The organism is Paenibacillus sp. FSL L8-0494 (assembly GCF_038003695.1).
In the GTDB taxonomy this organism is placed as follows: domain Bacteria; phylum Bacillota; class Bacilli; order Paenibacillales; family Paenibacillaceae; genus Paenibacillus_AQ; species Paenibacillus_AQ odorifer.
Genome location: NZ_JBBOPQ010000001.1, coordinates 39119 through 52497 on the forward strand (window position 1 = coordinate 39119; position 13379 = coordinate 52497).

General features: G+C 44.6%; 14 protein-coding genes and 1 riboswitch. Of the genes, 13 read left to right on the forward strand and 1 reads right to left on the reverse strand.

Features of this window, described 5'->3' with window-relative positions; genetic code table 11:
* Window positions 1-119: 119 nt before the first annotated feature.
* The gene (locus NYE35_RS00175; RefSeq protein WP_036678829.1) at window positions 120-374 is read right to left on the reverse strand and encodes an AbrB/MazE/SpoVT family DNA-binding domain-containing protein; all 255 of its coding nucleotides are present in this window, start codon (window positions 372-374) and stop codon (window positions 120-122) included.
* Between the two features lie 295 nt (window positions 375-669).
* Here NYE35_RS00175 and NYE35_RS00180 point away from each other — a divergent pair, with 295 nt between their 5' ends.
* From NYE35_RS00180 to NYE35_RS00240, 13 genes are all read left to right on the forward strand, one after another.
* Window positions 670-1953, forward strand: a complete 1284-nt coding sequence (locus tag NYE35_RS00180; protein WP_038568006.1) for an HD domain-containing protein — start codon at window positions 670-672, stop codon at window positions 1951-1953.
* A 51-nt stretch (window positions 1954-2004) separates the two neighbouring features.
* Complete coding sequence (locus NYE35_RS00185; RefSeq protein ID WP_036678823.1) at window positions 2005-2775, forward strand: TatD family hydrolase; 771 nt, start codon at window positions 2005-2007, stop codon at window positions 2773-2775.
* A gap of 198 nt (window positions 2776-2973) precedes the next feature.
* Window positions 2974-3203, forward strand: a riboswitch (cyclic di-AMP (ydaO/yuaA leader).
* 285 nt (window positions 3204-3488) lie between these two features.
* A complete protein-coding gene (locus tag NYE35_RS00190) occupies window positions 3489-4655 on the forward strand; it encodes a 3D domain-containing protein (RefSeq protein ID WP_036678820.1) in 1167 nt (388 codons plus the stop codon).
* 175 nt (window positions 4656-4830) lie between these two features.
* Window positions 4831-5382 (forward strand): ribonuclease M5, encoded by a 552-nt coding sequence (gene rnmV, locus NYE35_RS00195; RefSeq protein ID WP_036678817.1) that lies wholly within the window; start codon window positions 4831-4833, stop codon window positions 5380-5382.
* Window positions 5379-6263: a 16S rRNA (adenine(1518)-N(6)/adenine(1519)-N(6))-dimethyltransferase RsmA gene (gene rsmA / locus NYE35_RS00200; RefSeq protein WP_036678815.1), complete on the forward strand. Its 885-nt coding sequence runs from the start codon at window positions 5379-5381 to the stop codon at window positions 6261-6263. The genes rnmV and rsmA overlap by 4 nt, the downstream gene beginning before the upstream one ends.
* A 165-nt stretch (window positions 6264-6428) precedes the next feature.
* The gene (gene yabG, locus NYE35_RS00205; RefSeq protein ID WP_036678813.1) at window positions 6429-7331 is read left to right on the forward strand and encodes a sporulation peptidase YabG; all 903 of its coding nucleotides are present in this window, start codon (window positions 6429-6431) and stop codon (window positions 7329-7331) included.
* A gap of 276 nt (window positions 7332-7607) precedes the next feature.
* Window positions 7608-7883, forward strand: coding sequence for a biofilm formation stimulator Veg (gene veg, locus NYE35_RS00210; protein ID WP_019914493.1), 276 nt, complete (start codon window positions 7608-7610; stop codon window positions 7881-7883).
* Between the two features lie 143 nt (window positions 7884-8026).
* Window positions 8027-8203, forward strand: coding sequence for a small, acid-soluble spore protein, alpha/beta type (locus tag NYE35_RS00215; RefSeq protein ID WP_036678812.1), 177 nt, complete (start codon window positions 8027-8029; stop codon window positions 8201-8203).
* Window positions 8204-8343: 140 nt separating this feature from the next.
* Window positions 8344-9198 (forward strand): 4-(cytidine 5'-diphospho)-2-C-methyl-D-erythritol kinase, encoded by an 855-nt coding sequence (gene ispE, locus NYE35_RS00220; RefSeq protein WP_036678809.1) that lies wholly within the window; start codon window positions 8344-8346, stop codon window positions 9196-9198.
* Window positions 9199-9273: 75 nt separating this feature from the next.
* Window positions 9274-10101 carry a pur operon repressor gene (purR, locus tag NYE35_RS00225; RefSeq protein ID WP_341119874.1) on the forward strand — a complete coding sequence of 276 codons (828 nt, stop codon included), beginning with the start codon at window positions 9274-9276 and terminating at the stop codon, window positions 10099-10101.
* A gap of 209 nt (window positions 10102-10310) precedes the next feature.
* Window positions 10311-10598, forward strand: coding sequence for a septation regulator SpoVG (gene spoVG / locus NYE35_RS00230; RefSeq protein WP_020425826.1), 288 nt, complete (start codon window positions 10311-10313; stop codon window positions 10596-10598).
* A 272-nt stretch (window positions 10599-10870) separates the two neighbouring features.
* Window positions 10871-12271, forward strand: coding sequence for a bifunctional UDP-N-acetylglucosamine diphosphorylase/glucosamine-1-phosphate N-acetyltransferase GlmU (glmU, locus tag NYE35_RS00235; protein WP_036678799.1), 1401 nt, complete (start codon window positions 10871-10873; stop codon window positions 12269-12271).
* Between the two features lie 87 nt (window positions 12272-12358).
* Window positions 12359-13312, forward strand: a complete 954-nt coding sequence (locus NYE35_RS00240; RefSeq protein WP_036678796.1) for a ribose-phosphate diphosphokinase — start codon at window positions 12359-12361, stop codon at window positions 13310-13312.
* Window positions 13313-13379: the final 67 nt, after the last annotated feature.

The following is a 13379-nucleotide window of genomic DNA, read 5'->3' on the forward strand; positions in this document are numbered from 1 at the left end:
GGGATAACCGGGAGGGCAAACCCAGACATAAAAAATACCTCCCGCGGTCACGGGAGGTCAAGGAGATATGAAAAGGTTAGAATTAACAATTTGATTAGTTCTATTATATACTATTTAATTTAGTTTGTCACAGGGGTAGGGATGGAAGAAATGCATTCATGACAAACTATTTTTCCTTTAAAGTAAGTTACGTTCTCAGCGTTGCCACAGAAAATGCAGGCAGGCTCATACTTTTTAAGCATAATCCGTTCGCCATCAACGTAAATTTCCAGTGCGTCCTTTTCGCCAATGCCAAGTGTACGGCGTAATTCAATAGGAATAACAACCCGTCCAAGTTCGTCTACTTTTCTTACAATTCCTGTTGATTTCATCATAACAATCGTTACTCCTCTCAATGTTCCAAAAACGTCATTATTCGACATTGTTCACTGTTTTATGATACTTATAATACCAACGATTCCCAAATCAGTCAACCTTTTTTCATAGGCTGAATAAGAAAATTTCCATAAGAACTTTGAATGTCCCTATAAAAATTAAGAATTACCCTGAAAGCATTTTGTCGATTTACCAAGACCAAAAATGATACTTTTCGACAAAGTACGACATAATTACTTATTATATACTGATATTAGTTAAAATCATATTAAATTATTAGAAGGAGTTGATCTCATGAAGCAGCCGCTCACGGAAGAAAAGGTTTTCAAGGATCCCGTTCATAATTATATTCATGTACAGGACACGATTATTTGGCGACTAATTAATACAAAAGAATTTCAGCGTTTACGCCGGATTCGCCAGTTAGGTACCTCATATCTCACTTTTCATGGTGCAGAGCATAGTCGATTTTCTCATTCTTTAGGAGTATATGAAATTACACGAAGAATCATTTCGCAATTTGAGCGCAGCGGGTATAAGGATTGGATTCCGGAAGAAAGTTTGCTTACTTTGTGTGCGGCTTTGCTGCATGATTTAGGGCATGGCCCATTTTCCCATTCTATAGAAGAAGCTTTTGAAATGAACCATGAGGATTGGACCTGCCGGATTATTTTGGAGGACACGGAGATTACCGAAATATTGCGTGATGTGGAGGAAGATTTTCCTCGTAAAGTAGCTTCAGTTATCTCTAAGACTTATGAGCATGAAATTGTTGTCAATTTGGTTTCCAGTCCGCTGGATGCTGATCGTATGGATTATTTGCTGCGTGATGCGTACTATACAGGTGTAAACTATGGAACCATCGACATTGATCGGATTTTGAGAATGCTTCGTCCTTATAATGGGCGGATTGTAGTAAAAGAATCAGGTATGCATGCCATTGAAGATTATTTAATGTCACGTTATCAAATGTACTGGCAGGTATATTTTCATCCGGTGACGCGCAGCTCTGAAATTATTTTGCGTCAAATCTTCCGTAGAGCTAAAGAATTGTTCCAAGAGGGATACAAATTTCGCTTTATGATCGCTCCGCTGGAAGATCTCTTTCGAGGAGAAGTAACAGTGAAGCAATATTTAATGCTTGATGAGGCACTGGTACAGACTGCTTTTATGCAATGGACACTTGAAGAAGATGAGTTATTAAGCGACTTGTGTACCCGTTTTATTCATCGTAAACTGTATAAATATGTAGAGATCGAGAATTTGGATACAGATATGATTACGGAAATCCGCAGCAGTTTTGCGGGAGTGGGACTTAACCCAGAATATGACCTAGAGATTGATTATCCGACAGATTTGCCTTATGATGTGTTCCGTCCAGGAGCAGCCTTCGACAATAATCAAATTTTACTGCTTGATCGGAATGAGCAATTGCGGGAAATTTCAGAGGTATCGGATATTGTGCGCTCAATAAGCGGAATTCATCGTGGCAGATATCATCTATATTTCCCACAGGACAAGCTGAAAAAAGCCCTTACACGCTTGCCCTCTTCTGTAGCAGAGATTTTTGCAAAATAATACAAATATTTATGGAACTATTGATAAAAACAACAAGGAGTGAGCTTTAAAATGTATCTGTTCGACACACATACACATCTAGATGCGCCTCAATTCGACGAGGATCGCGAGGAAGTTATTGCTCGTGCAGTAGAGGCCGGAGTTAGCAAGATGATCAATATTGGATTTAATCGGGAAACGATCCCTTCAACGATGAAGCTGGCTGAATCTTATGATTATATTTATGCAGCGGTGGGCTGGCATCCACAGGATGCGATTGATATGAAAGAGGGGGACCTCGATTGGATCGCCTCTCTTTGCAGCCATGAAAAAGTGGTGGCCATCGGAGAGATTGGATTGGATTATTATTGGGATACCTCTCCCAAGGATGTGCAGCAGGAGGTCTTCCGCAAACAAATCGGACTAGCCCGTGAACTAAAAATGCCAATCTGTATACATGACCGTGATGCTCATGAAGATGTTGTACGGATTTTACGGGAGGAAAAAGCAAATGAAATTGGTGGCGTGATGCATTCGTTCTCAGGCAGCTGGGAAACAGCAAAAATGTGTCTAGACCTTGGATTTCATTTGTCATTTGGAGGACCGATAACGTTCAAAAATGCCAGAGTGCCTAAAGAGGTGCTTGCACAGACGCCATTGGACCGATTATTGATCGAAACAGACGCTCCATATTTGACTCCACACCCCTTCCGTGGCAAGCGAAATGAGAGTGCTCATGTGAAGTTAGTAGCAGAGGCTGCGGCTGAAATTAAAGGGTTAACATGGGAAGAATTGGCTAAAATTACGTATGCGAACGCACTGGAACGATTTGGGATTGTCTGAAAACAGGAGTAAAACGGGTGAAAAATAGAGAATAGCCGATATATTAAACTTTTTTAATATAAAAACGGCTGATTATTACAATATTTTAACCATATATTTGCTTAAACGTGGTTGAATCGTCCTTTACAACATGCATCAAAACAGGATATCATCTTTTCAGTGATGTGAGCTGTTGTTATTGTGACAGCCATTGATTCATGGATCGTCTCGCTGAGTCTCCGTATGGAGAACGGGGGAACCAATATTGAACTGCCGCATGCCTGTATCTTGAATACGACTAGGAATTGCCGCAGAACAATATTTGATTTCTTCACGTGGTCTTTGGGGTGAATTTAAGGGCAACCGCCGTGAGCGGGTGACCTGAAATAGGGCGTCTCTCTTTCGTCCGAACCCGACAGCTAACCCCGTAAGCGCAAGTAAGAGAGGCAACCTCGTGCACAAACATTCCCGCGTATTCTGACATCGGAGAAGCCACGAAAGAGTCCTCAAGAGAACTCTTTTTAGGCTTCTTTATTTTTGAATAAACTGAATGTTGCCCGCATACTGTTATATAACAGGTGTGGGAGTAGCTGTGCCGAGCAGGCGATCCATGAGCAGGAGACGCTAAGTTAATACGTGCGTATCCTGTGACAATCTCAAATAGTTTCGTCAAAGAAATTCAGTCCTCATGATATACAAATTGACGACGAGGCTATGTAAGGAGGATGGAGAGAATGGGCTTATTCCAACCAGAGGTATCCCATGATTCGCAGTCATCCAGCAGGTCTTTCGCATTACGGTGGGAGCAAGTAAATACTCGCGTACTTTTACTTGCAGGTGTGATTTCAATCGCAATCGCGCTGTTAATTCTGCTGTACGTACACGGTCAAAGTAACAAACAATTTGTTTTAGTAATAGACGGGCAAACACAGACACTTGAAACGCGAGAAGCACTTCTTGGTGATGTGTTGGAGAAAGAGCAAATTTCGCTGCAGCCGCATGATGAATTATCTTTAGGTCTGAGTGATGAAATAAAAGACGGTGACCGTGTCGTTATCAATCGTGCGCAGAAATTTAGCCTTACTGCGGACGGAGCAACAAAAACGTTATATACGACCGAAGACACTATCGGTCAGGCGATTGACAAACTGGGTATCAACCTAGAAGGCTATGATAAGATTTTTCCTTCGTTAGACACCACCATCTCTGCTGACATGGAGATTAAGATCGTTCGTATCAACAAGCAAACGGTACAGCGAACAACTAACTTACCTTTCCGTGTTATTAAGACAGCAGATCCCTCCCTTACTGTGGGAACAGTTAGAGTGGCACAGGCAGGCAAACCAGGCGTCATGGTTCAGCATATTGAAAAGATCTATCAAGACGGAGAACTGGCCTCTATGCGCATGATCGGCAAGGAAGTACAAACGGTAACAAAAGATAAGATCATTGCCGTTGGTACTAAAGCACTTCCTAAGCCTACTGTAGTTGCTAAAGCTACAACAACTTCCAAATCAAGCACTACCTCCAAAACGACTAAAGTTAGCGCTAAGACTAAGAACGTCACAAGCAAGGCTGGCGTAGACTTTGAGTACAAGAAGATGATTAAGAACGTCTCCATGACAGCTTATTCGTCAGAAGAGCCAGGAATAGGTACTAAAACTGCCTCCGGAACACGCGTAACGGAAGGTCGTACAATTGCAGTAGATCCGAATGTAATTCCTATTGGCTGGTGGGTTTATATCGATGGGCTTGGATTCCGCCGTGCAGAGGATACTGGCGGTGCCATTAAAGGCAATAAAGTGGATGTCTATTATGATTCCCTGAGCCATGCTCGTAATTTCGGCCGTAAATCACGTACCGTATATGTGATTGGACCTGTGAAACCAGAGCTTAACTAGAACTGAAGCTTTTGCAAAAAATCCTTTGATAAGCTATAGTGATGATAACCGTAAGGAACGCTGGATGATCATTTCGTTGATCGCAGAGCAACCGCTCATCACTTATACATTCTTTAACCAAAAGAAGAGGAGCGAATCCTCTTCTTTTTGCTTTTTTTGGAAGGAGTCAAGAAATATGATTAAGGAATTAATCGTCGTTGAAGGCAAAAGCGATACCGTAGCCATTAAGCGTGCTGTGGAAGCAGATACGATTGAGACAGGCGGCTCTGCTGTAAACCGGACTGTAATTGCGAAGATTGCGCTAGCTATGGAACGCAGAGGGGTTATTATTCTTACGGACCCGGACCATGCCGGGGAGCGAATTCGTAAAATCGTTTCAGCGAAGGTGCCGGGCTGCAAGCATGCTTTTATTCCGGAGAAGGACGCAACTCGAAAAGGGGATATCGGTGTAGAGAATGCATCGCCAGAGGCGATTCGTCATGCGCTGCGTAATGTACATACCTCTTTTGAAGGAGCACCTGCTTTGATTGGTATTGATGACCTTATGGCCGCTGGAATGCTTGTACACCCTCGGGCTGCTGAAAGACGTATGGCGCTTGGTAATTTGCTTGGAATCGGATATTGTAACGGCAAACAGCTGTACAAGCGGCTGGCGATGTTTGGGATTACGCGGGAGGAATTTGCCGGGGCTCTCGCCCAAATTGATCAGGGAGGCATTACTTCATGAGTGGTAGAGAGGAAATTTCGACTCCAAAACGGACCAAAGAGATTATTCAACGTTATGGATTCAAGTTTAAGAAAAGCCTGGGACAGAATTTTTTGATTGATCAAAATATTTTGGACAAGATTGTAGACGCTGCTGGACTAGATAGCGATTCTGGGGCGCTGGAGATCGGGCCGGGAATTGGAGCGCTGACGGAACGTCTGGCACTAACAGCCGGTGCTGTAACTGCCGTAGAGATTGACCGTAGACTGATTCCAATATTAAAAGACGTACTTTCCCCTTATCCCCATGTTAAGGTTCGTAACGATGATGTCCTCAATGTGAACTTGCAGGAAATGTTCAAGGAAGATTTCACCACTGTGAACAAGGTCAGTGTGGTTGCTAACCTGCCTTATTATGTGACTACTCCGATTCTGATGAAGCTGCTTGAAGAGAAGCTTCCCCTTGATAACATCGTTGTAATGATTCAGAAGGAGGTTGCGGAGCGTATGGCTGCATCTCCAGGTGGAAAGGAATACGGAAGTCTTAGCATTGCCGTGCAGTACTACAGCGAGCCTGAGCTCGTCTGTATCGTGCCGCGTACGGTATTCATCCCTCAACCTAATGTGGAGTCTGCTGTTATCCGTCTGAAGGTTAGAGAGCATCCTCCGGTAAAGGTGGAGAGTGAGAAGCATTTCTTTGAAGTGGTTCACGCTTCTTTCACACAGCGCCGCAAGACGATTGCTAACAATCTGAAGGCTCGTTACTTCCCTGAACAAGGACGTGAGCAGCTGGAGGCTTTACTCGCAGAAGCGGGTATTGAACCGACCCGTCGCGGAGAAACACTCAGTCTTGAAGAATACGCCCGCTTAAGCGGTGTTTTGCTAGCCGCTGGAATTGAATAAGCAATAAGAAACGGTTGTTGTCTTAAAGGACGACAACCGTTTCTCGTAGAAATATAAGGATGTTATTCTGGTGGAGCATTATACATTCTTATATTATAAAAATATGGCGAGTTATGAACCAACTGAGGCCTTTGCCCATACGATGGGGTAGAGGTGGTGGTTGTAATGAATTTAGGAGACTTGGTCGTTCGCAAATCTTATGGCGGTGATTTAACATTTCGTGTAGATAATATCGTGCAGGATAGAGCCGTCATTAAAGGCACAGATTTCCGCCTGTTGGCGGATTCTCCTCTGGATGACCTGGTTCAAGTGCCTCCTACCCGAATAACGGAACGGGGACAGCAAGCACAGATCAAAGCGAAGGAATCACTGACACAGCTGCGGAAGGACCGTCAGGAGCAAAGTCAGCGGAGCGGGGGAACCCTAACAGAGGGGACATGGGCTCCACCGTCTAAGGAAGCTCCTTATTTTGAAGTGCCGGGTAAAGTACTGCATCTGGATGGCGATCCGGCATATTTGAATAAGAGCCTTAGCTTATACGAGCAACTGCGGATTCCCGCTGAAGGGCATCATGTTCATGAATCTGCAATGGCTGATACGTTATACCGGCTGTTGCCCCGTGTACGCCCAGACATTGTAGTGATCACTGGTCATGATGGGGTACTGAAGCAACAGCATACTTACGATCTATATAGTCTGAATAGCTACAAAAATTCGCAAAACTTTATAGCTGCTATTAGGGTAGCTAGGGAGTATGAGCGGAATTTTGATGCGTTGACTATTGTTGCCGGTGCTTGCCAATCTCATTTCGAGGCATTACTTGGAGCTGGGGCTAATTTTGCCAGTTCACCTGGTCGAATTTTGATCCATGCTCTGGATCCCGTTTATGTAGCAGCAAAATCATCCTTTACTTCCATCAGGGATACTGTAAATCTTAGTGATGTTCTGAATAATACCATCAGCGGTAATCAGGGTATTGGTGGTGTTGAGACCCGTGGCAGCTTCCGTATCGGAATGCCGCGGCTGCAGAATCTGTCGGCGCTAAAAGTGACACCATCAGCCATTTAAGCGGCAGAGATAGGTCTATGGTTTCAGGAATATAGGTAATTTGAATGGGCTGAATAGAATATCCAAAAGAAAGGGTGAGCGCTGAGCTTAACCCTTTCTTTTTTTCTTTGTGATGCCTATATTACAGATAACAAGGATATTAGTCCGGCGCTGATTTCTCGCAAAAAAATTCCGTTGACAACGAAATATGCATCAACTATAATTAATTATTTATTTGCTTTGACATTGTCCTGAAAAAGTTGTATAATGGACAAGAAAAGAGGTGGTCGTCAGGTAATGGCTAATAACGCGCTGTTGGAAATCAAACGCAGTCTTGAAGCTCACGTCGGTCATAAGATCACATTGCGTGCAAACGGAGGTCGTCGTAAAACCGTTGAACGCACAGGTGTCCTGGAAGAAACGTACCCTTCTGTATTTATTGTCAAACTGGATCAGGAGCAGCAAACTTTTAAGCGAGTCTCCTATAGCTATGCCGATATACTTACTGAATCTGTGGAAATCACAGTTTGTGAAGACGATGGGCAGATGCGGATTATGTATATTAAAGCTTAATGTTTCACGAACAGTCTCCTTTGGAGGCTGTTTTTTGTTTGCGTTTTTTGGGACAAATATTTGGTGCATGATCCGTGTTCTAAGCAAGCATACTAATTGGGCAACGGGTTAATCATTTATTTTCATAAGGGAGGAATTCCGTAATGAGCCGCAGAAAACGAGGCATGATGTCGGAGGAACTGAAGACAGAGTTAGCCAAGGAGCTGGGTTTTTATGAAACCGTAGAACGTGAGGGCTGGGGTGGAATTACAACTCAAGACGCTGGCAACATGGTGAAAAAAGCGATACAGCTTGCTGAACAGGCCGCGCGGAAATCTTAAATTTTAGGCTATAAAGTGAATATTACTGAAAAAGGGTGCGTCTAAAAGGCGACACCCTTTTATTATTGGACTTCATTAGAAGTTTCTCATATAATATGTTAAGTTGTTTTTACGGGAAAAGCTGAAGGTGGGTGAACGCCTTGAAAATGTATGAAAAGGCACCAGCTAAAATTAATTTGATGCTGGATGTGCTGCACAAACGTGCTGACGGTTTTCATGAGGTGGAAATGATTATGACCATGGTAGATTTAGCAGACCGCTTAGAGCTGTCTGAGCTGCCAAGGGATACTATTATAATATCAAGTCAGGCTGGTTATATTCCCCTGGACGAGAAAAATTTAGCTTTCCAGGCGGCAAGGCTTATTAAAGACCGTTATAACGTGAAGAGTGGGGTACATATCCATCTGGATAAAAGAATTCCGGTTGCGGCTGGCCTAGCTGGCGGCAGCAGTGATGCCGCAGCTACGCTACGCGGTCTAAACCGTCTGTGGCGTCTCGGTATTCCTGCGCAGGAGCTACAGGAGCTTGGCGCTGAGCTGGGTTCAGATGTGCCTTTCTGCGTCACAGGCGGCACAGCCTTAGCTACAGGACGAGGCGAAAAGCTTACGCCAATCAACAACCCGCCACAATGTTGGGTTGTGTTGGCGAAACCACCGATCAATGTATCGACTGCAGAAGTGTATGGACGCGTTCGGAGCAATAATATAGCTGTGCATCCTTCTGCTCGAAAGATGCAGCAAGCGATTGAAGCAGGAGACTTTGGGGGCGTATGCAACCATCTAGGCAACGTGCTTGAAGATGTTACCCTAAGGCTGCATCCAGAGGTTCAGCAGCTCAAGGAAGCGATGATAAAGCTCGGAGCAGATGGGGTGTTGATGTCAGGCAGCGGACCTACCGTATTCGGTTTAGTGTCCAAGCAGTCTAAAGTAGCAAGGATTTACAACGGACTGCGAGGGTTCTGCAAGGAAGTCTACGCAGTGAGATCACTGAATTAGTCTGCTTCTCTTGTGTAAACCCGTACAAAAGTGATATATTTTTCTAAAATATTCGGTTTTGGCGAGGAGCATTCCGTGAAGAAATTAAAAAGAAGCCAACGTTTGGTAGACATGACTCAGTTTTTACTTGAGCGGCCGCATGAACTACTGCCGCTGTCTATATTTGCCGATCGCTATGGAGCGGCTAAGTCCTCCATCAGTGAAGATTTGGCAATCATAAAAGAAGTATTTGAAGGTGAAGGCATCGGAGAGCTGCAGACTTTAGCTGGTGCAGCGGGTGGAGTTCGTTATATCCCAGTTATGCCTAAAGATATGGCGCTAATCTTTGTGCAGCGCTTATGTGTGCAGCTAGAGCAGACTGACCGGATATTGCCTGGCGGTTATTTGTATATGTCGGATCTACTTGGGTTGCCGTCTTTGATGGAACAGGCGGGTAAGATCATCGCAACGGCCTTTTACGGATCGGAAATCGATGTGGTGATGACCGTTGAAACGAAAGGCATTCCACTAGCCTATGCAACAGCAGCACAGCTAGGCTTGCCGGTAGTGCTTGTGCGACGTGACCATCAGGTTACAGAGGGATCAGCAGTAAGTATTAACTACGTATCAGGATCTCATAAAAGCATACACACAATGTCTCTCTCCAGACGGGCACTCAAGGAGAAATCGCGAGTACTTATCGTAGATGACTTCATGAAGGCGGGAGGGACTGTACGTGGTATGGTCGATCTGCTCGGTGAATTTAATGCCGAGGTTGCTGGGGTAGGCGTTTTAGTGGAATCAGGCGCTGTAGAGACGGAAGAGCGTCTGTTGCACGATTACGTGTCTTTGGTAAAACTAAGTGAAGTAGACTCCAAAGAGCGGAGAATTTCGGCGCATCCGGGCAACTACTTTTCCTCTTGATTAGCCATTCTCTTACATTTTCAAAAAGCGTGGAAATTGTCGAAAACGTAAGGAATATTAAGAAAACTACTCGATGTATGTCGAAAACAACATATCCCAAAAAATATATTTCTTTTTTAGGTATTTTATGGAATGAAAAAGAAGGAATTCGCTTTGCTGTGTGGAATTATACACCAAGTCTCTGATGGAAAAAGGTGGTGAACACACACATGCAAATTACGGATGTCAGACTCCGCCGCGTTAACTCTGAGGGGAGAATGAAAGCAATCGCATCCATTACCATCGATAACGAGTTTGTTGTTCATGACATTCGCGTCATCGATGGCAATAATGGGATGTTTGTTGCAATGCCCAGCAAGCGTACACCGGACGGCGAATTCCGCGATATCGCGCACCCGATCTCTTCGGGAACACGCGAGAAGATTCAATCCGCGGTTCTGGCCGAGTACGATCGCGCCGCTACGGAAGAAGAAGAAGTTATTGAAGAGGGAGCTTAGGCTTCCTCGGAAGACTGCTACCTTTTGGGTGGCGTAGGATCCGCCGTTTTTGATAAGATCACACCGACATACACTTCATGAATTAGCAGCCTGATCTTGCAAGAAAAGCTATTGCTGGTGAAGGATTTGACGACATCTTCGAAAGGCAGCGATAAATGCTTTTCTAACTTGGGGTTTATAGAAAAGAGAACCATGACTTCATGGTTCTCTTTTCTTTTTGCCCGGAATGAGATATATTCAGTAGTGAGTTCAAGAGTAGGAGGTTGGCATTCTTGAAAAGAATGGCTGTAGTACTTGCCGCAGGTCAAGGCAAGCGAATGAAATCTAAATTATATAAGGTGCTGCACCCCGTTTGCGGTAAGCCGATGGTAGGGCACGTGCTTGATACAGTAAAAGCGACCGGATGCCAGCGCACCGTTGTTGTTGTTGGGCATGGCGCAGAGAAAGTTAAGGCCTATGTAGGTGATGGAGCGGAATACGTTCTGCAGGAAACTCAGCTCGGCACTGGCCATGCTGTCAAACAAGCAAAGGATTTACTTGCTGGCGAAGAAGGAACAACTATAGTTATTTGTGGAGACACACCACTCGTAACCACGGAGACCCTGGAAGGACTCATGGCGCTTCATGAACAGCGTAATGCGGCTGCAACCGTATTGACAGCAGTTATGGAAAAGCCTACAGGCTACGGAAGAATTATTCGTGGTGAAGATGGCGGCGTTCTGAAGATTGTAGAGCAGAAGGATTGCACTACGGAAGAAGATGCGGTTCAGGAAATCAATACAGGCACTTATTGTTTTGATAATGCTAAATTATTTGCTGCACTCGAAAAGGTAACGAACAGTAATAACCAGCAGGAGTATTATTTGACTGATGTGATTGGGATTCTTCGTTCACAAGGGGATACCGTACTAGGATATCAGACCCATGACGCAGCTGAGTCTATCGGCGTTAATGATCGTTTAGCTTTGTCTGAAGCGGAAGCCTTTATGCGTCAACGTATTAATCGTAAACACATGCTCGGTGGTGTAACCATCATTGATCCAGCCTCCACTTATATCGGAGCAGATGTAGTTATCGGATCAGATACAACGCTTTATCCAGGAACCATCCTGAAAGGGAAGACTGTAATCGGGGACAATTGTGTGATCGGACCGGCTAGTGAAATCGAAGACTGTCAGATTATGGATGATGCGACGATTAAGCAGTCCGTATTGAATCAAGCTCAAGTCGGCGCACGGACAACCGTTGGGCCTTTTGCCTATTTGCGTCCAGGCTCTGTGCTTGGAGAAGAAGTTAAGGTTGGAGATTTCGTCGAGATCAAGAATGCTACTATTGGTGACGGTTCAAAAGTGTCACATCTTAGTTATGTCGGCGACGCATCTGTAGGTAAGAATGTAAACGTCGGGTGCGGTGCGATTACCGTTAACTACGACGGGTATAATAAATTCAAGACAACAATCGCAGACGATGCCTTTATTGGCAGTAATGTTAATCTTATTGCTCCAGTCACTGTGGGTAAAGGGGCTTTTGTTGTAGCAGGTTCGACAATTACACGTTCCGTTTCCGAGAACGATCTGGCTGTAGCTAGAGTAAGACAAGAGAACAAACCGGGATATGCAGAGAAGATCCGTTCCCGTGCTAAAGCGAAGAAAGACCACTCGAGTCCATCGTAAAGCGTTGCTAAGAAGCGCCGGACGGACTTATATTTCCGCGCCGGCGCCTTTGGAAAGCTAAATTCCGTCACGGAGGGTTTATATTTTATGACTTATTGTGATTCCAAGTTAAAGATTTTCACCTGTAACTCCAATCCTAAGCTAGCTAGTCAAATTGCTGATTACATCGGGATTCCGATGGGTGAATCACACACCACAAGTTTCAGCGATGGAGAAATTCAGGTCAAGCTGTCAGAAAGCGTTCGGGGATGTCATGTTTATATTGTTCAATCCACTTGTGGCCCTGTAAATGATAACCTGATGGAGCTTTTGGTTATGGTAGATGCGCTTAAACGTGCCTCTGCAAAAAGCATCAACGTGGTTATCCCTTACTACGGATATGCCCGTCAAGATCGTAAAGCCCGTTCCCGTGACCCCATTACCGCTAAGCTGGTAGCGAATCTAATTGAAAAGGCTGGCGCTCACCGTGTAATCACGATGGATCTTCATGCCATGCAGATTCAAGGATTCTTCGATATTCCAGTGGATCACTTGCTTGGTGTACCGATTCTGGCTCAGTATTTCCGTTCCAAGCAAATCGAGAACCCAGTTGTCGTATCGCCGGATCATGGCGGGGTAGTACGTGCAAGAAAGCTTGCTGATTTCCTGAACGCTCCGCTGGCTATTATAGACAAGCGTCGTCCAGAACCTAACGTCAGCGAAGTTATGAACATCATCGGTAATATCGAAGGCAAAACAGCCATCCTGATCGATGATATCATCGATACCGCTGGAACTATCGTACTTGGTGCTAATGCTTTGATGGAAGGCGGCGTGAAGGAAGTATACGCATGCTGTACACACCCAGTATTGTCTGGTCCTGCACACGAGCGTCTGGAGAATTCTCCAATCAAAGAAATTATCGTGACGGATACCATTCCAATTCGCAGCGCGAATCCAACCTCTAAGCTCAAGGTGTTGTCCGTGGCTCCACTTATGGGTGAGGCAATTATCCGCGTTCATGAAGAGTTGTCGATTAGTAAATTGTTCGAGATTGAATAAATATAACGAATGAATAGTACAAAAGGGTTACACCTCCGTTCTCGGAGATGTAACCCTTATCGGCGTG